We start from the raw sequence: 21,914 nt of genomic DNA, 5'->3' as shown, positions 1-21,914 counted from the left end.
CGTCTCGTCAGCCCTGAGCCGAGGGCCCCGCCGCCGGACCGGTGGCGGGGCCCTCGCGCGTCGCGGGGACGTGGCCCGGGTCCAGCGGCGGGGTGGTGGTGCCGCACGGCCAGTCGCAGTTCGGTTCGGCCACCTGCTGGTCGTCGGCGGCGAGCACGTTGCCCCGTACGGTCGCGAGGGCGATCAGCCCGCCGGCGGCCAGCAGGCCCGCGCAGATCAGCATCGCGGTGTGGAAGGCGGAGTCGACCGAGGAGGGCACCCGGTAGGCGTCGCCGCTCAGCCCGGCCAGCGCCGGGAGGGCGGCGACCGCGAGCAGGCCGGCCGCGCGGGCGGCGGCGTTGTTGACCCCGCTGGCGATGCCCGCGTGCCGGACCTCGACGGCGGCCAGCACGGTCGCCGTCAGCGGTGCGACCAGCAGCGTCATGCCGCAGCCCATCACCGTGACGGAGGGCAGCACGTCCACCCAGTAGGAGGAGTCCGGGCCGACGCGCAGCATCAGCAGCACCCCGGCGGCGCACAGCAGGGGGCCGACGGTCAGCGGGATGCGCGGGCCGATCCGCTTGCCGAGCCGCCCGGCGCGCGCGGACAGCAGCAGCATCAGCACGGTGATCGGCACCAGCGCGAAGCCCGAGACCAGTGGCGAGAAGCCGGACACGATCTGGAGCTGCACCACCAGCAGGAAGAAGACGCCGCTGAACGCCGCGTACACGCACAGGGTGACCAGGTTCACGGCGGTGAACAGCCGGGAGGAGAACAGTCCGAGCGGCAGCATCGGATCGGGCGCGCGGCGCTCGACCGCCACGAAGGCGACGCCGAGCGCCACTCCGAGCACCCCGCTGACCCAGACGGCGGGGGACAGGCCCTCGCCGGCCGCCGTCAGCGCGTAGGTGATCGCGCCGAGGGCGAGGGCGGCGAGCACGGCGCCGAGGACGTCGAAGCGGCCGGAGGCGCCCTCGTCCCGGCTCTCCGGCACCGACCGGGTGGTGACCGCGATCACGGCGGCGGCGAGCGGCAGGTTCAGCAGGAAGATCCAGCGCCAGCCGGGGCCGTCCACCAGCCAGCCGCCGAGGAAGGGGCCGACCGCCGCCGACACCCCGCCGAGGCCGGACCAGAGCCCGACCGCCGCCGAGCGGTCGTCAGGGTGGAAGACGGCTTGGAGCATGGCGAGCGAGCCGGGGGTGAGCAGCGCCCCGCCGATGCCCTGGACGGCGCGGGCGGCGATCAGCACATGGATGCTCGGCGCGGCGGCGCAGGCCGCGGAGGCGACGGCGAACCAGACCACGCCGATCAGGAAGACCTTGCGCCGCCCGTAGCGGTCGCCGAGCGCGCCGCCGAGCAGGATCAGGCCCGCCAGGGTGAGCAGATAGGCGTTCAGGGTCCATTGCAGGGACGCGAGGGAGGCGCCGAGGTCGGCGCCGATCCGGGGCAGCGCGACGTTCACCACGGTGCCGTCCAGCATCGCCATGCTGGAGCCGAGCACCGTCGCCATTAGTACCCAGCGACCCTGCGCGGTGCCCAGGCGCAGGGTGCCGGCCTCGGAGGTGGCCACGGGCGAATCCTGCGCTGCCGAGGCGCACGTGACAAGGGTCACCGGTGGGTGTGTTGGCGGCTGGCGGTGCGTGAGCGGACGGGTGCGCGGCGTGGCCGATCTCGGCGCAGGGTCGTGGATCAGTGGCGGGGGGTGAATGGGTTGTGTACGCACCGTGGGCTCGGGCCTGCGGAGGGTCACTGGGACAGGGGGGATCGTTGCCGTTTCAAGAGATCGACATTGCTTCACCCGAACGGATGGGTTTTAGTTCAGCGACCGCCCGGCCAGTCCGGACGGATCCGCCGGGTGGAACGCCGAGTCCTGCCGCTGCCCGGTGGTTCGAAACGAACTCTGTACGGCAGGAGCGGGGGACCCACAGGTAAGTCGCCGGACCGGAGTTCGCGCCTCAGGGCGCGGGCGTCCAGGACCGGCTTGGGGTGAAGCCGCGCAAGCGGCCGGGCAACTCCAGCCCGAACCCGACAGCTCACCTCGCAGGCGTCGGAGAGGAAAATTCCATGCCTGCACAGGCTCGTCGTATCGCCCTGCCCCGCGCCGCCCGCATCGGCATCGCCACCGCCGTCACCGGTGTGTCCTTCGCCCTCCCGCTCGTCACCGCGATGAGCGCCCAGGCCCACACCCCGGCCGCTCCGGCCGCCGCCTCCACCGAGGCCAAGCAGGCCGCGAAGGCCGCCGCTCCGGCCGCCCAGGCCGCGCAGGAGAGCTACCGCGTCGTCAGCGGTGACACCCTGTCCAAGATCGCCGACGCCAGGAACGTCGAGGGCGGCTGGCACGCGCTGTACGAGCAGAACCGCTCGGTCGTCGGCGCCAACCCGAACCTGATCTTCCCGGGCCAGCAGCTCGCGCTGTCCGGCCACGCCGCCGCTCCGGCCGCCGACGCCGCCCCGGCGAAGCCCGCCGCTCCGGCCAAGCCCGCCAAGCCGTCCGCTCCGGCGACCCAGGCCGCCAAGCCGCAGGCCCAGGTCCAGGTGCAGACCGAGGCCGCCAAGCCGTCCGCGCAGCTCGAGACCCAGCTCCAGGTCGCCGTTCCGGCCCAGGCCGTGACCGCCACTCCGGTCGCCGCCGCCACCTCCGGCTTCGTCGCCCCGCTGGCGAGCCCGCGGCTCGGCACCGCCTACGGCGTGGCCGGTTCGATGTGGGCCTCCGGCCACCACACCGGCCAGGACTTCGTCGCCTCCACCGGCACCCCGCTGCGCGCCGTCGCCAATGGTGTCGTGGTCAAGGCCGGCAACGGCGGCGCCTACGGCAACGAGGTCGAGATCAGGCTCGCCGACGGCCACTACGCCGAGTACGCGCACCTCTCCTCGATCGGCGTGAGGATCGGTCAGACCGTCACCGCCGGCCAGCAGATCGGCCTCTCCGGCGCCACCGGCAACGTGACCGGCCCGCACCTGCACTTCGAGATCCGCAACGGCTCGGAGTACGGCTCGGACATCAACCCGGTCGCCTACCTGCGCGCGCACGGCGTCGCGCTCTGACCCCGAGAGCTCCGGGGTACCAGGAACCACCGCCGCTGCGGGCGAACCGATCGCCCGGGATGGTCATGTCGGGTGACCGCTCGACCGGGTGATCGCCGCACGGCGGACATGGGCGCGGGACACGCCCAGGCCGGCCCGGCCGCATGAGGACCTCCTCGTGCGGCCGGGCCGGCCGCTTTCGTTCCCGGGCCCGCCCGGGGTGTTCGATCGATCGAACGAAGCGTCAACTCCGGTGTCCCGCAGGGGGTTCGCCGGGATCTCCGGGCGCCTGCGGGCGCCATGCTGGCGGACGGTCAGCGCCCGGCCGGTCCGGCGGTCGGGCGGGCCGGGAGGCGAGGAGGCCGGATGGCGGTCCGCAGCGGGGGCGTGGCGGGGGAGACGGCCGGGCGGGAGCGGCCCGGGGCGGGCGGGGTCGACCGGCTGAAGGCGGACTCGGTCGGCCTGGTCGGCGTGGTGTTCATGGCGCTCGCCACCGCCGCCCCGATCACCGCGATGACCGGCAACCTGCCGATCATCGTCGGTCAGGGCAACGGCGCGGGCGCGCCCGCCGCGTACATCGTGGCGACCGTGGTGCTGACGGTGTTCTCGGTCGGCTACGTGGCGATGGCCCGGCACATCACCGCGGCCGGCGCGTTCTACGGCTACGTCTCGCACGGGCTGGGGCGGGTGGCGGGGATGGCCTCGGGGCTGCTCGCGGTGCTCGCGTACGTCGTCACCGAGGCCGCGGCCCTCGGCTTCTTCGCGTACTCGCTGCGCGGGCTGGTCCGTTCGCAGCTGGGGGTGGACGTCGGCTGGGGCTGGTACGCGCTGTTCGGGGCGGCGGTGATCGGGGTGATGGGCTGGTTCGACCTGCATCTGACGGCCAGGGTGCTCGGGGTCGCGCTGGTGCTGGAGATCGGCGTCCTGTCGGCGGTCTCACTGGCGGTGCTGCTCTCCGGCGGCGGGCCGGACGGGCTCGCGGCCGGGACCCTGAACCCGCTGAACGCGCTGAAGGGGGTGGGGAGTTCGGGCACCTCGGCGGCCGGGCTCGGACTGTTCTTCGCGTTCTGGTCCTGGGTGGGCTTCGAGTCCACCGCGATGTACGGCGAGGAGTCCCGCGACCCGAAGCGGGTGGTGCCGCGGGCCACGCTGATCTCCGTGATCGGGGTCGGGCTGCTCTACGTGTTCGTGTCCTGGATGATCGTGTCCGGCAACGGGGTCGAGCGGGCGGTCGCGGTGGCGGGCGGCGCGGTGCCGGGCAAGGACGGCAACAGCCTGTTCTTCGACCAGCTCGCCGCGCACCTGGGGGCCTGGGCGGTGAAGGTCTTCCAATGGCTGGTCGTCACCGGCTCGTTCGCCTGCGCGATGGCCTTCCACCAGTGCGCGGCCCGGTACCTGTACGCGATCGGGCGGGAGGGGCTGCTGCACCCGGCGCTCGGCCGCACCCATCCGCGGCACGGCTCGCCGCACGTCGCCTCGGTGACGCAGTCGGTCATCGCGGTGGGGCTGGTGGCGGGGTTCCTGGCGGCCGGCATGGACCCGTACGCGCACCTGTACACGCTGCTGGCGCTGCTCGGGACGATGGCGATCCTGGTCGTGCAGACGCTCTGCTCCTTCGCCGTGGTCGGGTACTTCCACGTGCGCGGACGGCACCCGGAGACGGCGCACTGGTTCCGGACGCTGGCCGCGCCGCTGGCGGGCGGGGTGGCGATGGCCGGGGTGGTGGTGCTGCTGGTGCTCAACCGGGACACCGCGGCGGGGGAGGCGGCGCACACGCTGCTGTTCCGGCTGATCCCGTACCTGGTGATCGGGGTGTTCGCGGGCGGGATCGGGCTGGCGCTCGCGGTGCGCCGGTGGCGGCCCGGGCTGTACGCGCGGATCGGGCGGGTGGTGCTGGAGGACGCGGTCGAGCGGTGACCGGGCCGGGGCCGCGGTGGCCGGCGGGCCCGGGCGTTCGCGCCGGGCGGGCCCGGGTTCAGCGCCGGTGGACCGGCAGGCCGTACTGGGCGGCGGCCAGCAGCTCGTGCATCCGGTGGCCGAAGTCGTCGGTGTCCCGGGCGGGTTCGGGGAAGACCAGGCGGACGTCGCGGTGGCCGTGCGAGTGGTCCAGGCGCAGCACCAGGCCGTGGCGGTCCAGGGCGAGCGGGCGGACCTCCGGGGCGTGGGCGAGCACGGCCGGGTCGAGCAGCCGGGTGAGGACGTCGAGCGCCTCGGCGTGGTCGTCGGCGAGGTGGGTGAGCAGCATGGCCTCGTACCGGGCCAGCGGGTCGGGGGTGGCCAGGGCGAGGTCGGCGGCGGTGATCGCGCCGGTGGCGTACGGGGTGGCGAGGACGGCGTGGGCGACGTCCACCCGCAGGTGCACGCCGAGGCCGTCGTCGGTGAGGTGGGCCGGTCGCAGTCGGCCGGCCAGGGTGAGGCGGGCGCGGACGCGGTCGCGGACGGCGACGGGGGCGATGTCGGTGACGTCGAGGACGACGGCGAGGCCCTCGGCGGCGCCGACGGCGGCCGTGGTCAGCGGGTCGTCCAGGGCGGCGCGCAGCCGCAGCCGGGAGCCGTGCACGGAGACCGGGGTGTCCAGGTGGTGGCGCTCGCCCAGGGCGCGGACGGTGAGCGAGGAGGTCGTGCTGAGCAGGCTGTGGATCCGGTCGGCGGTGCTGGGCTCGGGGACCTCGGTGTCGCCGGTGGGCAGGCTCATGGACGGACCTCCAGTTGGTTAGGTGAGCCTAACCTAATGTGCGGCTGGGGGTGTGGCAAGCAGGCGGTGTGGCAAGCAGGCGGTGGGGCGAGCGGGCGGGCCCGGGCAGGCGGAAGGGCCCGGACGCGCGGGTGGCGTCCGGGCCCTTCCGTCGGGCGGGGCCGGGTCAGCCGATGACGGCCTGGGCGTCGATCTCGACCAGCATCGGCTCCTGCGGCAGCTCGACGAAGACGGTGGTGCGGCACGGCTTCACGCCGCCGGGCTTGATGTTCTCGTCGATGAACTCGGCGTAGACCTCGTTCATCAGCGGGAAGTCGGCGCGCTTGGTGAGGTAGACGCGGAACATCACCACGTCCTCGATGGTGGCGCCGCCGGCCTCGACGATGGCCTTGACGTTCTCCAGGGTGCGGCGGGTCTGCGCCTTCACGTCGCCGTGGTGCAGGTACTCGCCGGTGGCCGGGTCCTGCGGGCCCTGGCCGGAGACCTGGAGGAACGGGCCCTTGCGGACGCCCTGGGAGAACATCCAGGCGGGGGCGGGGGCGCCGTCGGTGCGGATCTCGGTCTTCTCGAAGGTCTGGGGGTGCTCGGCGGACATCGGGTTCCTTACGTTGTGTGACGGTTCGTCAGTTGTGGTCGGGGCGGCCGCAGTCGGCCGAGACGGCGCGGGTGGTGGCGAGCAGCTGCGGGAGCAGGTCCAGCACCTGCTCGTACGGCAGGACGACGTCCGGGACGGAGATCGAGGCGGCGGCGACCACCCGCCCGCTGGCGTCCCGGACGGGCGCGGCCACGCAGTTGATGAAGGACTCGTGCTCGGCGTGGTCCTGCGCCCAGCCCTGGGCGGCGACCCTCTCCAGCTCGGCGAGCAGCGCCTCGGGGGTGGTCAGGGTGCGCTCGGTGTGCCGGACGAAGTCGATCCCGGCCACCACCCGGCGCCGCTCCGGCAGCGGCAGGTCGGCCAGCAGCACCTTGGAGACGGCGGCGCTGTGCAGGGCGGCGCGCAGGCCGATCCGGGAGTACATCCGCACCGGGTGGCGGGAGTCGAACTTGTCGATGTAGACCACCTCGCCGCCCTCGTACGCGGCCAGGTGCACGGTCTGGCCGGTGGCGGCGTTCAGCTCGGCCAGGTGCGGGGCGGCGATCCGGCGCACGCCGCGCTGCTCCAGGGCCAGACCGGAGAGCGCGAAGAGGCCGGCGCCCAGGTGGTAGCGGTAGGCCGCGTCGCGATAGACGAACCGTTCCTCTTCGAGGCTCTGCAGCAGTCGGAGCACGGTCGTCTTGTGGACGCCGAGCACCTCGGCGAGCTGGTCGAGGGAGCGCTCGCCCTCGCCGAGCTCGGCGAGGATGCGCAGGGCGCGGGTGACGGTCTGACTCATCGTGCTCCGCTTCGAGGGCTGGGGTTCCCGCTCATTGTGCCCGGGCCCGGTCGGCGGACGACGACCGGTCGGCGCACGGCGTCCGGTCGGCCGGACGCGCGACGCCGGCGGGCAGGGACGGGCCGGTGATGCCCTCCGGGGTGACCCGGGTGGCGGCCCACTGGGCGGGGGAGGCGTCGAGCAGGGCGGCCACCACGGCGGCGTCCGGCAGCTCGGCCTGGTCGCCGGGGGCGGTCAGCGCGCAGGCGGCGCTCAGGTGGCCGAGCCGCAGCCGGCGCCGCTGGTCCAGGCCCCGGACGGTGCCGGCCAGGTAGCCGGCCGCGAAGGCGTCGCCGGCGCCGGTGGCCTCGACCACCTCGACCGCGAGGGCCGGCTCGGTGACCGCCGTACCGTCCTGCTCCAGGGCGGTGACCTGCCGGGCCGCGTCCTTGACCACGACGGTGGCCGGGGTGGGGAAGCGGCGGCGGAGCTCGGCCGGGTCGCCGGTGCCGAAGGCGGCCTCGGCCTCGTCGGCGCCGAGCAGCAGCAGGTCGGCGGCGTCCAGCAGCGGCGGCAGGACGGCCGGGTCGCGGTCGAGCCAGAGCGAGGGGCGCCAGTTGAGGTCGAAGCTGACCAGGCGGTCCGGACGGCGGTCGGCGAGCAGGGCGCGCAGCAGGGCCAGGCAGTCGTCGGAGAGCGCGGCGGTGATGCCGGACAGGTGCAGCAGCCGGGCGCCGGCCAGCAGCGCGGCGGCGGCCGGGTCGGCGAGCAGGCCGGGGGAGAGCGCGGCGGCCGCGGAGCCCCGCCGGTGGTAGTGCAGCCGGCTGCGGCCGGGCCCGAGGTCGTGGCGGTCGCCGGTGGTGCCGCCGACCTCCTTCAGGTAGAGGCCGGTCGGGCGGTGCGGGTCGACCGCGACCGCCGAGACGTCCACGCCGCGGGCGGCGACCTCGGCGAGCAGCCGGCGGCCGAAGCCGTCGTCGCCGACCCGGCTGATCCAGGCGGTCGGCACGCCGTGCGCGGCCAGCGCGCCCGCCACGTTGGATTCCGCGCCGCCGACCGAGAGACGGAAGCTCTCCACCGACTCCAGCGGGCCCGGGCGGTCCGGCAGCAGGACGGCCATCGACTCGCCCACGCACACGGCCGTCGGGGGAGCGCCGGGGCGGGTCGGGCCCTGGGTGTCCTGTCGCGGCATGTGCGGGGCTCCTCGTCTGCGGCCGTTCCGTCGAGAGCGGGCCCACCGGGCCGACTCCGTGGCGCGTGAACGCCGCGTTCGTCCGTGAGCACCGCGTTTCTCCGCGAGCACCGCACGTGAGCCGACCCCGTCGACCGGGAGCCCGGTCCGTTGACCGTGATCCGGCGCCGATGCTAGAACCGTGTTGCCAGCATGTGCAACCCTCGTTGCGCATGTTGCAACCTGTGCGGATGGAGGAACACGGTGGAGCAGACCTTCGCAAGCAGCGGTACCGGGCCGGGGATCGCCCGGGGAGCGGTGGCGGCCCTGGCCGACGAACCGCTCGACTGGCGGTTCAAAGCCGCTCCGCCGCAGTCGTGGGGCCGCAGCACGCGGGAGTGGCTCGCCACCGGCCCCACCCTCTCCTCGCTCGGCACCCCGCTGCTCACCCTCGACGGCGCCGCCCTCGACCACAACGTCCGCACCATGGCCGACTGGTGCGCCAAGGCGGGCGTCGCGCTCGCCCCGCACGGCAAGACCACCATGGCGCCCGCCCTCTGGCAGGCGCAGCTCGACGCCGGAAGCCACGGCATCACCCTCGCCAACCTGCCGCAGGTGCGGATCGCCCGGGCCTTCGGGGTCCAGCGCATCCTGCTCGCCAACGCCCTGCTCGACCCGGCCGGACTCGCCTGGCTCGCCGACGAACTCGCCGCCGACCCGGACTTCGCCTTCCTCTCCTGGGTCGACTCCGTCGAGAGCGTGCGGCTGATGGACGAGGCGCTGCGCGCCGCCGGAGCCGAACGGCCGGTCGAGGTGCTGGTCGAGCTCGGCGGCCCCGGCGGGCGGACCGGCGCCCGCGGCGCGGACGCCGCCGTCGAGGTCGCCGCCGCGGTGCTGCGCGCCCCCACCCTGCGACTGGCGGGCATCGGCGGCTACGAGGGCGCGATCGCGCACGACGCCTCGGCCGAGGGACTGGCTGCTGTCCGCGGCTACCTGCGGGAGCTCGGCGAGCTGCACGGCCGGCTGGCGAGCGCCTACCCGGACGGCACCCCGCCGGTGGTCTCGGCCGGCGGCAGCGCCTACTTCGACCTGGTGGTCGAGGAGTTGGCGAACCTGCCGGAGTCGTTCACGGTGCTGCGCTCGGGCGCGTACATCGCCCACGACGACGGCTTCTACCGGGGCATCTCGCCGCTGGCCCGGGACGGCGGGCGGACGCCGTTCCGCGGCGCGCTGCACGGCTGGGCCCGGGTCGTCTCCCGGCCCGAGCCGCAGCTCGCGCTGCTGGACGCCGGCAAGCGCGACCTGCCCTTCGATGAGGGCCTGCCGGAGCCGCAACGGGTGCGCGGCGGCGCCGAGTTGACCGGAACGGCGGCCCGGATCACGGCACTCAACGACCAGCACGCCTTCCTGCGGGACGCGGGCGACCTCGCGCCGATCGGCGCCGTGCTGCGGCTGGGCGTCTCGCACCCCTGCACCGCCTTCGACAAGTGGACGGCGATCCCGGTGCTGGACTCCGCGGACGCGGCCGAGCCGAAGGTCACCGGCCTGGTCAGGACGTTCTTCTGATGCCCGGGGAGAGAGCGGCCCGCGGGGGCGCGACGGTCTTCCGGGGCGCCACCGTGGTGGACGGCACCGGCGCGGAGCGCTACCGGGCGGACGTCCGGATCGCCGACGGCCTGATCGTCGAGATCGCGGAGACCGGCGAGTCCGGTGAGGGCGGCGGGACCGGCGGGATCGGCAAGGGCCCCGGCACGGCCGAGGTGGTGGACGCCGACGGGCTGGTACTGGCCCCCGGCTTCATCGACATGCACGCCCACTCCGACCTCGCCCTGCTGCGCGAACCCGAGCACCCGGCCAAGGTCACCCAGGGCGTCACCTGCGAGGTCCTCGGCCAGGACGGCCTGTCCTACGCCCCGGTGGACGATGCCACGCTGCCCGCGCTGCGCCGCCAACTCGCGGGCTGGAACGGCGATCCGGACGGCTTCGACTGGGACTGGCGGGACGTCGCCGGCTACCTCGACCGGATCGACCGCAGCGGCGTCGCCGTCAACGCCTGCTACCTCGTCCCGCACGGCACGCTGCGGATGCTCGTCATGGGCTGGGCCAACCGTCCGCCCACCCCCGGCGAACTCGACCGGATGCGGCAGGTGCTGGCGAAGAGCCTGCTGGACGGCGCGGTCGGCATGTCTAGCGGCCTCAGCTACACCCCCGGGATGTACGCGGACACCGCCGAGCTGGTCGAGCTGTGCACCGTCGTCGCGGCCTACGGCGGCTTCCATGCCCCGCACCAACGCTCGTACGGCGAAGGGGCGTTGGAGGGCTACGCGGAGATGGTGGAGATCGCCCGGCGGAGCGGCTGCGCGCTGCACCTGACCCACGCCACGATGAACTTCGGGGTCAACCGGGGCCGGGCCGGCGAGCTGCTGGAGCTCCTCGACCGGGCGCTCGCCGACGGCGTCGACCTCACCCTGGACAGCTACCCCTACCTGCCCGGCTCCACCACCCTGGCCGCCCTGCTGCCGAGTTGGGCCACCGAGGGCGGCCCGGCCGCGACGCTGGCGCGGCTCGACGACCCCGCGCAGTGCGCGAGGATCCGGTACGAGGTGGAGGAGAAGGGCAGCGACGGCTGCCACGGCGTGGTCACCGACTGGGCGACGATCCAGATCTCCGGCGTCGGCTCGGCCCCGCTCGCCGGGACGGTCGGCCGCACCGTCGCCGAACTGGCCGTCGAGGAGCGGCGGACCGGCACCGAGGTCTTCCTGGACCTGCTGCGCCGGGACGGGCTGGCCACCACCATCCTCCAGCACGTCGGGCACGAGGAGAACGTCCGGGCGATCATGCGCCACCGCGCGCACACCGTCGGCAGCGACGGACTGCTGGTCGGCGCCCGGCCGCACCCGCGCGCCTGGGGCACCTTCCCGCGCTACCTCGGCCACTACAGCCGGGAGTTGGGAGTTCTCACGCTGGAGGAGACGATCGCCCGGATGACCGGCCGCCCCGCCGCCCGGCTGGGGCTGGACCGGCGGGGCCGGATCGCCCCCGGCCACCACGCCGACCTGGTGCTCCTCGACCCCGGGAAGGTCCGGGACGCCGCCACCTTCGAGGACCCCCGACTGCCCGCCGAGGGCATCGAGTACGTGTACGTCAACGGCAGCGCCGTCGTCCGGGAGGGCCGCACCACCGGCGCCCGACCCGGGCGTGCCCTGCGCCGAACCGACCGAGGAACCCTGGCCATATGACCGAGCCGTCCGTCCCGACCGACCCCACCTCCGACCCCTCCGTTCCGACCGGGCTTTCCGTCCTGCGCGACGAACCGGTGATCGCGGTGGTCCGCGCACCCCGGATCCCGGACGCCGCCGCGCTTTGCGCCGCCCTCGCCGAGGGCGGCATCAACCTGACCGAATTCACCTACACCACACCGGATGTGACGGACCATCTGCTCCGGGCCTCGAAGGCCGGCTGGCGGGTCGGCGTCGGAACGGTGCTGACCGCCGAGCAGGCGCGGCGCGGGGTCGAGGCGGGGGCGTCCTTCCTGGTCACCCCCGGCTGCCGCCCCGAGGTCGCCGAGGCGGCGGCCGCCGCCGGGGTGCCGGTGGTGCTCGGGGCGCTCACCCCGACCGAGGTGGCGCACGCGGTGGACCTCGGGGCCGCCGCCGTCAAGATCTTCCCGGCCCGGGCGTTCGGGCCCGGCTACTTCAAGGACCTGCGCGGCCCGTACCCCGACGTGCCGCTGGTGGCCTCCGGCGGGGTGAACGCGGGCAACGCCGCCGAGTTCCTGGCGCACGGCGCGCTCGCGGTCTGCGCGGGGACGGACGTGGTGCCGCCGGACGTGGTCGCGGCGGGGGACTGGGCGGAGATCACCCGGCGGGCCCGGGCGTTCACGGCGGCCTGCGCCGGGGCGGCGGGGGCGTAGCGGGTCGTCGGCGTCTGCGGCGGGGGCGCAGTCGGGCCGTCGGTGTTCGCGGCGGGGCATCGGCGTCTGCGGCGGGGCGAGGCGGGCTGTCGGGACGGCCGGGATTGGACGAGAATCGGGGGCACCCGGCTCGGCCCCGGCCGAGCCCGTCCCGGCCCAGCCCCCTCCCCGCCCGGCCAGCCCCGGGCCCCGGACCCGGCAGGAGGAACCGCCCATGACCTCGACCCGCCCCGGCCCCGACTGGCTCGCCGACGCCGTGCTGTACCAGATCTACCCGCAGAGCTTCGCCGACTCCGACGGCGACGGCATCGGCGACTTCGCCGGCATCGCCGAGCACCTGGACCACCTCGCCTGGCTCGGCGTCGACACCGTCTGGCTCAACCCCTGCTTCGCCTCGCCGTTCCGCGACGCCGGGTACGACGTCGCCGACTACCTCACCCCGGCCCCGCGCTACGGCAGCACCGAGGACCTGGCGGCCCTGGTGGAGGCTGCCCGCGGCAAGGGCATCTGGGTCCTGCTGGACCTGGTGGCCGGGCACACCTCCGACCGCCACCCCTGGTTCCTGGCCTCCGCCGAGGACCCGTCCGACCACCGGTACATCTGGTCCGACCGCCCGGTGGACGGCTTCGTCGCCTCGCCCGGCGGCCGCCCCGGCTGGTACCTGCCGAACTTCTTCGACTTTCAGCCCGCGCTCAACTTCGGCTACGCGCGCGGCAGTTCCGAGGAACCCTGGCGGCAGGCGGTGGACGCGGACGGCCCGCGCGCCAACCGGGCGGCGCTGCGCGCGATCATGGCGCACTGGCTCGGCCTCGGGGTGTCCGGCTTCCGGGTGGACATGGCCTACTCGCTGGTCAAGGACGACCCGGGCAAGGTGGAGACCGCCAAGCTCTGGACCGAGCTGCGCGACTGGCTGGACCGCGCCCACCCCGAGGCCGTCCTGCTCGCCGAGTGGGGCGACCCGGCCGCCGCCGTCACAGCCGGCTTCCACGCCGACTTCTTCCTGCACTTCGGCGGCGCGGACCACGGTCTGCCGCTGCGCTCGCTCTGGAACAACAATGGCGGGACGGTCGAGGAGTTCTGGCACCAGGAGGCCTGCTACTTCGAGGCCGAGGGCCGGGGCACCCCGCAGCCCTTCCTGGACGCCTGGCGCTCCGCCGCCGAACTCACCGAGGGCGGCGGGCAGATCGTGCTGCCCACCGCCAACCACGACTTCTCCCGGCTGGCCACCGGTCCGCGCACCGCGGAGCAACTCGCCCCGGCCTTCGCCTTCCTGCTCACCTGGCCCACCCTCCCGGCGGTCTACTACGGCGACGAGATCGGCATGCGCTACCTGCCGGGCCTGCCCGACACCGAGGGCAGCGTCCTCGGGCCGCGGTTCAACCGGGCCGGCTCGCGCACCCCGATGCAGTGGACGCCCGGCCCCACCGCCGGCTTCTCCAGCGCCCCGCCCGAGCGGCTGTACCTGCCGGTGGACCCGGACCCGCACCGTCCGGACGTGCTCTCCCAGCGCGCCGACCCGACCTCGCTGCTGCACACCGTCCGGCGGCTGATCGCGCTGCGCCGGGCGCACCCGGGGCTGGGCGCGGCCGGCGGGGTGGAGGTCCGGCACGCCGGCTACCCGCTGGTGTACACCCGGGCCGGGCGGTACCTGGTGGCGGTCAATCCCCGCCGGGAGCCGGCGTCCGTCCGGCTGCCGGGCCTGCCGGAGGGCGTCCCGTCGGCGCCGGGCGTCCGGCCGCTGGAGGTGCGGGGCGTGCGGGTCGCGGACGGGGAGCTGCGGGCGGACGGGTTCTCGTACGGGGTGTTCGAGCTGGGCTGAGCGCGGGCGGGGCAGCCGGGCCGAGTGCGGCAGCGGTAGCCGGGCCGAGTGCGGCGGGGAGCCGGGTCCTGTTCGGGGCCCGGCTTCCGATCGGTGTCGGATAGTTGTAAGCTACATCGATAGATGGTTGCATTTACCACCCTCATTGGTTGCATTTGCCACCTTCATGATCAAGCTGACAGACACGCCACCGGAGGACGGTACGAACGCCATGAGCACACCCCGGAACCCCGCCGCAGCGCCCACCCTGGGGCACTCGCTCAAGCACCTGGCCATCCACCTGATCACCCCGCTGCTGATGTGCCTGGGGATGGCGCTCGCCTACCAGGGCGCCTTCCACCAGCCCGAGCCCCACCACCTCAAGGTGGCGGTGGTCGGCACCACGCCGCAGGCGCAGGGCCTGGCGCAGGCCATCCAGGGCAAGGCCGGGAACGCGCTCGACGTCCGCACCGTGGACGACCGGGCCGCCGCCGAGCAGCAGCTGCGCGACCGGGACCTGGTGGGCGCCTTCGTGCCGGACGCCAAGAGCCCCGAGCTGATCGTCGCCAAGGGGAACTCGGACACCTCGGTGGTGGCCGCCACGGCGGTGTTCACCAACGTCACCGACCGGCAGGGCGTGCCGCTGCACGTCACCGACCTGACCACCCCGGCCGCGGGCGACCCGACCGGACAGGGCCTGTTCTTCCTGCTGGTCGCGCTGAGCATCGGCTCCTACGCCAGCGTCGCGGTGATCGGCGCCGCCGGCGCGGGGCTGAGCATGGCGGTCCGGGCGCTGGTCGGGGTGGCGGTCTCGCTGGCGGTCAGTGTGATCGGCATCGTCACCGCCGGGCCGGTCTTCCACGTGGTCGACCACGATTACGCGGCGATCTGGGCGCTGGGCTGGCTCTACTCGGCGGGCATCGTGCTGATCGGCATCGGCCTGCACAGCTTCCTGAAGAAGTGGACCACGCTGGCCCTGATGGTGCTGTTCGTGATGCTGAACTTCACCTCCTCCGGCGGCATCTACCGGCCCGAGCTGCAGAACGGGTTCTTCGGCGGCCTGCACGGCTTCTGGACCGGCGCCGGCTTCCTGGAGGGCGCGCGCAGCATCATGTACTTCGACGGCGGCGCGGGCCTCGGCGGGCACGTCGTGACCCTGCTGGCCTGGCTGCTGCTCGGCGGGGCGGCGCTGGTGGCCGCGGCGATGTACGAGGGCCGCGGGCGCCGTCCGGTCGAGACGCCGGCGGAGGCCGAGGAGGAGATGGAGGAGGCGGTCGCGGTCTGACCGCGCCCCTCGGAAGGCTTCACCGGGTGCCGCGGGCATCGGCACCGGGTGGGGATCGGCGGCCCGCGCCCGGCCCTGGACAAGCCGGACGCGGGCCTCGGCGTCCCCCCGTACGCGCCTGGCGGTACGCCGCCTGCCCGGTGAGGGCCTGGCCGGCCACCAGGGTGTGGATCTCGCCGGTGCCCGTCGGGGTCACCCTGGCGTGCGGGTGCGGTGCGGGGTGCTCATGGGCGGTCCTCGGGGTCCTTGTCGTACGGGTCGGTCGGGTAGGTCGGGGCGTCCTGGTCGTGCGGGGCGTGTCGGTCGTACGGGGCGTCCAGCCAGGCGGTGAGCTCGGCGGTGTGCTCGCCGAGCCGGGGCGGGGGCAGGTGGTAGCGGGGCGGGGTGCGGGAGAGGCCGATCGGGTTGGCGACCAGCTCCAGTGGGCGGCCGTCCGGGCCGGGCAGCGGCGCCCGCGGGTGCAGGCCGAGCGAGTCGGCGAGGGCGAAGGCCCCGGCCAGGTCGTTGACCGGTCCGCAGGGCACGCCGAGCGGGGTGAGGACCGCGAACCACTCGGCGGCGGTGCGGCGTTCGAGCCGGGCGGTGAGCTCGCGGGCCAGCGCGCCCACGTGCGCGACCCGGTCGGCGTTGGTGGCGAAGCGTGGGTCGGCGGCCAGCTCGGGGGCGCCCACGCCCCGGCAGAGCGCGGCGAACTGCCGGTCGTTGCCGACCGCGACGACCAGCGGGCGGTCGGCGGCGGTGAACACCTCGTACGGGGCGATGGAGGGGTGGCGGTTGCCGAGGATGCCGGGCACGGCGCCGGCCAGGGTGTAGCCGGCGGACTGGTTGACCAGGCCGGAGAGCAGGGTGGAGAGCAGGTTCAGCTCCACCAGCTGGCCCCGGCCGGTGGCCTCGCGCTCGCGCAGCGCGGCCAGCACGCCGACCGCCGCGTGCAGTCCGGTCAGGACGTCCACCAGCGCGACGCCGGTCTTCACCGGCCCGCCGGGGGCCGGGCCGGTGACCGACATCAGGCCGCCGACGGCCTGCACCAGCAGGTCGTAGCCGGGCAGTCCGGCGCCCTCGCCGGAGCCGAAGCCGGTGATCGAGCAGTAGACCAGCCGCGGGTTGAGCGCCTCGGCGCGGTCCGGGCCGAGGCCGTGGCGGGCCATCGTGCCGGGGCGGAAGTTCTCCACCAGCACGTCGGCGCGGCGGACGAGTTCGACGGCGCGGGCGTGGTCGGCCGGGTCGCGCAGGTCGAGGGTGAGGGAGCGCTTGTTGCGGTTGACGGAGAGGAAGTAGGTGGCCTCGCCCTGGGCGTGCGGCGGGCCCCAGGCGCGGGTGTCGTCGCCGGTGCCGGGCTGCTCGACCTTGATCACGTCGGCGCCGAGGTCGGCCAGCAGCATGGTCAGGTAGGGCGCGGCGAGGACCCGGCCGAAGTCGGCGACCAGGACGCCGTCCAGCGGGAGCCCGGTCACGACCGCCCCCTGGCCGCCCCGGCCGCGGCCGTCGCGTCACCGGTCGCCGCGCCACCGGCCGTCGCGTCGCCCGAGGGGGCGTCGCCGCGCAGGTGCGGGCGGGCCAGCAGGAGGTAGAGGCCGCCGGCCGCGAGCACGACCACCGCCGAGAGCAGCACCAGGTAGTTGTCGTACCAGGCGGCGTCCGGGGTGCGGCCCCAGCAGATGTTGACGATCGCGGCGACGCCGTAGACCAGCGCGCCGATGTTCACCGCCAGGCCCCAGCGGCCGAGCCGGAAGTCCCCGCTCGGGCGCCAGCCGCGCAGTCGGGCCCGCAGGGCGGCCAGCACCACCATCTGGAAGGCCAGGTAGATCCCGATGCTGGAGAAGGAGATGATCTTCGTGAGGGTGCCCTCGGAGAGCGCCGAGGCGCCCACGATGATCACGCCGGGCAGCGCCGCGGCGAGCAGCAGCGCGTACGGCGGCACCCGCAGCCGGCCCGAGACGGTGGCCAGCAGCCGGCTGCCCGCGATCATCCGGTCCCGGGCGAAGGAGTACGCGAGCCGGCTCGCCGCCGCCTGGAGGCTCAGCACGCAGGACAGGAAGGAGATCAGCACCACGCCGATCACCACCCGGGCGCCGGCCGCGCCGAAGGCGTCGTGCAGCACCTTGGCCACCGGGTCCTTGTCGTCGCCGGAGACCACCGCGCCGATGTCCTGGATCGACATCACCAGGGCCAGGCTGACCCCGATCGCCGCCGCGCCGCCGACGTAGATGGTGCGCCGCATCGACTTGGGGATCTGTCGACCCGGGTCGGCCACCTCCTCGGCGACGTCGCCGCAGGCCTCGAAGCCGAAGAACAGGAAGACCGCGATCAGCCCGGCGGCCAGGAAGGCGTCGGCGTAGTTCCCGTCGCCGCCCGCGCCGAAGCGGTCGAAGACCACGCCGAGGCCGTGGTAGCGGTGCGTCAGCAGCAGCCAGGCGCCGACCGCCAGGGCGCCGAGCAGCTCGGCGGCGAAGCCGAACATGGCCGCCGCCGACAGGACCCGGGTGCCGCCGAGGTTGATCACGGTGGCGAGCGCCAGCAGGCCGAGTGCGCACCAGACGGTCGTCGCGGTGCTCGGCTCGACGCCCAGGAGGGCGGCCACGTACGGACCGGCGCCGTAGGAGACGGCCGCGATGGTGGACATCAGCGCCAGCAGGTAGACCCAGCCGGTCAGCCAGCCCCAGGTGCGGCCCCAGAGCCGGCGCGCCCACGGGTACACCCCGCCGGCCACCGGGAACTGGGCGACCACCTCGCTGAACACCAGGGCCACCAGCAGCTGGCCGAGGCCCGCGATCAGGAAGCTCCAGACCATCGGCGGCCCGGCGGTCTGGAGCGAGGTGGCGAAGAGTGTGTACACGCCGACCACGGGGGAGAGATAGGTGAAGCCGAGCGAGAAGTTCGCCCAGAGGCTCATGTCGCGCTTGAACTCGGAGGTGTAGCCGAGGGCGGCCAGCCGTTCGGCGTCCGGGTCGGGGGAGTGGGCGGTGGCACGGGCACTGGCATCGGTCATGACCTGCTCCTGGGAACGTGTCGTGATGCGTCGTCAGGACGCGTCGTCGTGACGCGTCGTCGTGATGCGTGGGGGAGTGCTGCGGGGTGCTGTTCGGGCCGAGGCTGCGGGAAAACATACGAGGTTGAGTTTCTAGCGGCAAGGGTGCGCGCTCGACCGGGAGGTACCCTGCGGGAAACATCCGGTCGGACGGTGATCCGGCGACGGCGGTTCGGAGACGGCGGTTCGGAGACGCTCATCCGGCGGCGGGTGACCCGGCGACGGGCGACCCGGCGACGGTGATCGAGGAGGGGGCGGTGTGACGACCATCGGCAGTGCGACCCCGCTGCTCAGCGCCGTCCTCGCGCCGCTCGCCGACCTCGGTCGCGCCGACGCGGTGGCCCGCCGGATCACCGAGGCGATCGCTCTCGGGCTGGTCGCGGACGGGGACCAACTGCCCAGCGAGAACGACCTCGCCGACCAGCTCGGCGTCGCCAACGGCACCGTCCGCGAGGCCCTCGCCCTGCTCCGCGAGGCCGGGCTGATCGAGACCCGGCGCGGCCGCAACGGCGGCAGCTTCGTCCGCACCCCCGCCGAGGGCTCCCAGCACCTCCAGCTCGCCCGGCTGCGCGACCTCGCCACCGTCGACCTGCGCGACCTCGGCGACGAGGAGCTGGCCGTCTTCGGCACCGCCGCCCGGCTCGCCGCCGAACGCGCCCCGGCCGACCTCGGCCCCAGGCTCACCCGGCTGGTGCACGACCTGCGCGACGCCGCCGGGCCCGCCGAGCGGTGCCGCGCCGACGCCCGCTTCCACATCGAACTCGCCGTCGCCGCCCAGTCGGTGCGGCTCACCCAGCTCGCCGTCCGGCTCCAGGCCGAACTCGGCCCGCTGCTCTGGCTGCCGGCCCCGCACGGGCCGGACCAGGAGCGCTTCGCCGAGCAGCACCGGGAGATCCTGGTCGCGGTGCTGGCCGGCGACGCGGCCGGCGCCCGGGCCGCGGCCGAGGCGCACACGGTGGCCTGCGTCCACCATCTGGTCCGGCGGCACCTGGAGTTGGCGGACGACGGCTGAGCCGGGGCCGGTTGCTCCCGGAACCCGTTGTTCCCGGAGCCGCCCCTCGCCGGAAGTCCGTTCCCGGAGCCGTCCCTCGCCGGAAGTCCGTTGCCGGAAGCCCGTTGCCGCCGGAACCCTCCCTCGCCGCCGGAGCCGTCATGACCAGCGCGTCCAGCCCCGCCCTGCCCGTTGCCCGAGCCCGCGGCGGGCCCGCCGCCGTCGAGCGCTGCGCCCGACGGGTCGCCGCAGCCGTCGACGAGGTGCTCGCCGAACTGGACGGCCTGCGGGCGGCCGCGGCCGACTGCTGGACCCGGGCGGCCGCCGAGGGCCGCCGGCCCGGGGCCGCCGAACTCGCCGCGGTGCGCGGGGCGGTGGGCGAACTGCTGGCGCGGCCCGGCTCGCGCTGGTTCGGCTGCGGAGCGGTCGTGGCACCCGGCGCGCTCGCCGACGCGGACCTGCACGCGGAGTGGTGGTACCGCGGCGCGCGCGGGGCCGGGGAGCGGCGGCTGCGGCTCGTGCTCGACCCGGCGGACGCCGAGTTCTACGACTACCGGGTGCTGCCCTGGTTCGCCCGGCCCCGGGACGAGGGGCGGGCCGTGGTGGCCGGGCCGCAGGTCGACCTGCTCTGTGCCGACCGGTACGTGCTGTGCTGCGCCCGGCCGGTGGTCGTCCCGGGCGCCGGCTTCGTCGGGGTGGCGGCCGGGGACGTCCCGCTGGCCGCGCTGGAACGGCTGCTGGTGCCGCCGCTGCGGGAGCTGGCCGGCGAGGCCGCGCTGCTCGACGGCGAGGGGCGGGTGCTGGCCGCCACCACCCCGGCCCTGCCGGTGGGTTCGCTGGCGCGCGGGCTGCTCGCGGACCCGGCGGCCGGGCGGGCCGGGGTGCCGTCGGCGGCGGTGGACTGGACGGTGGCGCGCGGCTGACGGTTGACCGGACGGTGCCGGCAAGCCGATATGACCTTCATTTGTGAAGGTATTAGTCGTTCCGCTTCCCACGTCCGGGCGGCGTGCTGAAGCAGCAGTCGCCGCAGAGGCCGGCGCCCGGCCCCAGCCGGTAGTAGAGGCAGCAGCTGTTCCGGCGGAACGCCGTACCGCGCGGCCCGGTGCGCAGGGTACCCGACCCGGCCAGCGGCGGACGGTCCAGCAGCTCCGCCACCAACGCCCTTGCGGCGACCGGCGCATGGGCGTCCAGGATCCGCAGCGTCCCGGCCAGCGCGGAGGCGGCGTTGCCGAGCAGCAGGCGGCGGGAGAGCGGGGCGGCCGCCCGGACGGCCGTCGCCAGCGGCTCCAACTGGCCCAGCAGGACGGCCTCGTGCAGCTGGTCGGCGAGCGTCCCGGCGGCCGTCCCGGAGGACGGAACGGCGGATGGAACGGCGGGCGGCCGGACGGGCTCCGGCGGGGTCCACAGGTCGAGCGGGCCCTGGTCCGGGATCCGCACCCAGGCGTGCTCCAGGGTCGGGACCGTCCCCAGCAGGACGGCCGAGCCCAGGCCCACCGACCAGAAGCGGGCGGCCAGTCCCAGGTGCAGGATCGAGGCGGCGACCCGGGGCTCGTCGGTGCCGAGCCGCTGCGCCACCACCCGCAGCCGCGCCGCCAACGGTGCGTCCGGCCCGGTGCCGTACAGCTCGGCCAGCGGCCGGAAGCCCTCGGGCGGCCGGTCGGCCGGTGCGGTGTCCAGCGCGAAGTACGGCCCGACGGCGGCGAGTCGGGCGTAGTCCGGCGGCCGACGGTCGGGTGCGGCGTTCAACGGCCGTCCCCTGTGCGGTCGTTGAACCCCGCACCCGCCCGCGGCGGGGTGGTCGGATGGTCGAGGGGCATCGGGGCCTCCAGGTCTGCGGGTGCTCGGGCGACCATGCGCGTCGCCCCGGTCGGACCCGAGCGGCCCGGGCAGGCCTGGTCGGCCGGGTGTCAGCCGCGCACGGAGAAGTCACCACTGGTCGTGCGGATGAACGGTACCGTGCCCTGGCAGTCCGAGACCGGCTGGCCGAACACGCCCCAGACCCAGCCCATCCGGTCCCCGCGCCGCCCGTTGTCCTCCACCGAGAGCGCGACCTTCTGACCGGTCAGCTCCAGGCCCGGGAACCACGGCGCCTCGCTCTTGGTGATCACCCCGGTGGCGATCGCCTCCCGGCCGCCGACGGCCAGGCAGGTGATGTCGCCCTCGAAGTCGGCGACCAGCCGGCCGTCGGTGTGCACGTGACGGACGTGGAAGTGGCCCGCGGTGCCGCGCGGATCGGTGTTGGTGGAAGTGCGGGCGTCCACCGAGATCTGCACCGGGTCGCCCTCGAAGCCCTGGAAGGCCGTGGTGAGGACGGTGTTGCCGGTGCCGCGCACGCTCACCGGTCCGAAGCCGCCCGCGGGGTCGGCCGGTTCCGTGGCGGACGCCTGTGCTGCGGACGCCTGTGCGGCGGGGACCGGTGCGACGGTGGTGGTCGGTGCGGCGACGGCGGCCGGTGCGGCGACGGCGGCCGTCGCGGTCAGCAGGAGGAGCGAGACGGCGGCAGTGGCGAGGCGGCGGTTCATGGGGGTGGGTTCTCCTTCGGGCTCGGTCGTTCCGGTGCCACTCAGCATGCTTCCGCCCGGCCGCGCGGACCTCCCGCTGCGGAGGGGAGTTGACGGTGGGCCGCTCCTCCCCGGGAAGGAACCGGCCTCCCCCGGGAGAGCTGCCCCCTAGGCTCG

The 21,914-nt window shown here is 75.0% G+C and carries 18 protein-coding genes and 1 riboswitch; of the genes, 9 read left to right on the top strand and 9 right to left on the bottom strand.

Features of this window, described 5'->3' with window-relative positions; genetic code table 11:
* Positions 1–7: 7 nt before the first annotated feature.
* On the bottom strand, positions 8–1,489 hold the full coding sequence (locus ACFY4B_RS39500) for an MFS transporter (protein ID WP_387976238.1): 1,482 nt from the start codon (positions 1,487–1,489) through the stop codon (positions 8–10).
* Between the two features lie 351 nt (positions 1,490–1,840).
* A riboswitch (cyclic di-AMP (ydaO/yuaA leader) is annotated at positions 1,841–2,041 on the top strand.
* Between the two features lie 2 nt (positions 2,042–2,043).
* Here ACFY4B_RS39500 and ACFY4B_RS39495 point away from each other — a divergent pair.
* Both ACFY4B_RS39495 and ACFY4B_RS39490 read left to right on the top strand, forming a co-directional pair.
* Positions 2,044–3,024, top strand: coding sequence for a peptidoglycan DD-metalloendopeptidase family protein (locus ACFY4B_RS39495; protein WP_387976202.1), 981 nt, complete (start codon positions 2,044–2,046; stop codon positions 3,022–3,024).
* Positions 3,025–3,369: 345 nt separating this feature from the next.
* Complete coding sequence (locus ACFY4B_RS39490; protein ID WP_387976199.1) at positions 3,370–4,920, top strand: APC family permease; 1,551 nt, start codon at positions 3,370–3,372, stop codon at positions 4,918–4,920.
* 58 nt (positions 4,921–4,978) lie between these two features.
* Here ACFY4B_RS39490 and ACFY4B_RS39485 read toward each other — a convergent pair whose 3' ends face one another.
* From ACFY4B_RS39485 to ACFY4B_RS39470, 4 genes are all read right to left on the bottom strand, one after another.
* On the bottom strand, positions 4,979–5,698 hold the full coding sequence (locus ACFY4B_RS39485) for a DUF2470 domain-containing protein (protein WP_387976196.1): 720 nt from the start codon (positions 5,696–5,698) through the stop codon (positions 4,979–4,981).
* 166 nt (positions 5,699–5,864) lie between these two features.
* Positions 5,865–6,293, bottom strand: coding sequence for a RidA family protein (locus ACFY4B_RS39480; protein ID WP_049652385.1), 429 nt, complete (start codon positions 6,291–6,293; stop codon positions 5,865–5,867).
* A 28-nt stretch (positions 6,294–6,321) separates the two neighbouring features.
* Positions 6,322–7,071, bottom strand: coding sequence for an IclR family transcriptional regulator (locus tag ACFY4B_RS39475; RefSeq protein ID WP_380741340.1), 750 nt, complete (start codon positions 7,069–7,071; stop codon positions 6,322–6,324).
* Positions 7,072–7,102: 31 nt separating this feature from the next.
* Entirely contained in the window at positions 7,103–8,242 is a 1,140-nt protein-coding gene (locus ACFY4B_RS39470) for a sugar kinase (protein WP_387976193.1), read from the bottom strand.
* A gap of 243 nt (positions 8,243–8,485) precedes the next feature.
* Here ACFY4B_RS39470 and ACFY4B_RS39465 point away from each other — a divergent pair, with 243 nt between their 5' ends.
* From ACFY4B_RS39465 to ACFY4B_RS39445, 5 genes are all read left to right on the top strand, one after another.
* Complete coding sequence (locus ACFY4B_RS39465; RefSeq protein WP_380775514.1) at positions 8,486–9,787, top strand: amino acid deaminase; 1,302 nt, start codon at positions 8,486–8,488, stop codon at positions 9,785–9,787.
* Positions 9,787–11,460 carry an amidohydrolase family protein gene (locus tag ACFY4B_RS39460; protein ID WP_387976190.1) on the top strand — a complete coding sequence of 558 codons (1,674 nt, stop codon included), beginning with the start codon at positions 9,787–9,789 and terminating at the stop codon, positions 11,458–11,460. Before ACFY4B_RS39465 ends, ACFY4B_RS39460 begins: the two co-directional genes overlap by 1 nt.
* Entirely contained in the window at positions 11,457–12,134 is a 678-nt protein-coding gene (locus tag ACFY4B_RS39455; RefSeq protein WP_387976187.1) for a bifunctional 4-hydroxy-2-oxoglutarate aldolase/2-dehydro-3-deoxy-phosphogluconate aldolase, read from the top strand. Before ACFY4B_RS39460 ends, ACFY4B_RS39455 begins: the two co-directional genes overlap by 4 nt.
* 214 nt (positions 12,135–12,348) lie before the next feature.
* Positions 12,349–13,953 (top strand): alpha-amylase family glycosyl hydrolase, encoded by a 1,605-nt coding sequence (locus ACFY4B_RS39450; RefSeq protein ID WP_387976185.1) that lies wholly within the window; start codon positions 12,349–12,351, stop codon positions 13,951–13,953.
* A gap of 211 nt (positions 13,954–14,164) precedes the next feature.
* Complete coding sequence (locus ACFY4B_RS39445; protein WP_387976182.1) at positions 14,165–15,217, top strand: hypothetical protein; 1,053 nt, start codon at positions 14,165–14,167, stop codon at positions 15,215–15,217.
* A 224-nt stretch (positions 15,218–15,441) separates the two neighbouring features.
* Here ACFY4B_RS39445 and ACFY4B_RS39440 read toward each other — a convergent pair whose 3' ends face one another.
* Positions 15,442–16,599 carry a CaiB/BaiF CoA transferase family protein gene (locus ACFY4B_RS39440; protein WP_387976235.1) on the bottom strand — a complete coding sequence of 386 codons (1,158 nt, stop codon included), beginning with the start codon at positions 16,597–16,599 and terminating at the stop codon, positions 15,442–15,444.
* Between the two features lie 68 nt (positions 16,600–16,667).
* Positions 16,668–18,206 (bottom strand): APC family permease, encoded by a 1,539-nt coding sequence (locus tag ACFY4B_RS39435; protein ID WP_387976180.1) that lies wholly within the window; start codon positions 18,204–18,206, stop codon positions 16,668–16,670.
* 298 nt (positions 18,207–18,504) lie between these two features.
* On the opposite strand from ACFY4B_RS39435, the gene ACFY4B_RS39430 reads away from it, so the two are divergent.
* Both ACFY4B_RS39430 and ACFY4B_RS39425 read left to right on the top strand, forming a co-directional pair.
* Positions 18,505–19,257 carry a FadR/GntR family transcriptional regulator gene (locus ACFY4B_RS39430; protein ID WP_387976177.1) on the top strand — a complete coding sequence of 251 codons (753 nt, stop codon included), beginning with the start codon at positions 18,505–18,507 and terminating at the stop codon, positions 19,255–19,257.
* A gap of 140 nt (positions 19,258–19,397) precedes the next feature.
* Positions 19,398–20,159: a cache domain-containing protein gene (locus ACFY4B_RS39425; RefSeq protein ID WP_387976174.1), complete on the top strand. Its 762-nt coding sequence runs from the start codon at positions 19,398–19,400 to the stop codon at positions 20,157–20,159.
* Positions 20,160–20,211: 52 nt separating this feature from the next.
* On the opposite strand, the gene ACFY4B_RS39420 is transcribed toward ACFY4B_RS39425, so the two are convergent.
* Together ACFY4B_RS39420 and ACFY4B_RS39415 are read right to left on the bottom strand one after the other, a co-directional pair.
* Positions 20,212–20,982, bottom strand: coding sequence for a (2Fe-2S)-binding protein (locus tag ACFY4B_RS39420; RefSeq protein ID WP_387976172.1), 771 nt, complete (start codon positions 20,980–20,982; stop codon positions 20,212–20,214).
* 161 nt (positions 20,983–21,143) lie between these two features.
* Entirely contained in the window at positions 21,144–21,758 is a 615-nt protein-coding gene (locus ACFY4B_RS39415; protein WP_387976169.1) for a hypothetical protein, read from the bottom strand.
* Positions 21,759–21,914 lie beyond the last annotated feature (156 nt).

This window comes from Kitasatospora sp. NPDC001261, from assembly GCF_042896795.1.
Lineage (GTDB): Bacteria > Actinomycetota > Actinomycetes > Streptomycetales > Streptomycetaceae > Kitasatospora.
Note: the sequence above shows the minus strand (reverse complement) of the source record. Positions and strands in the feature narration are given on the sequence as shown.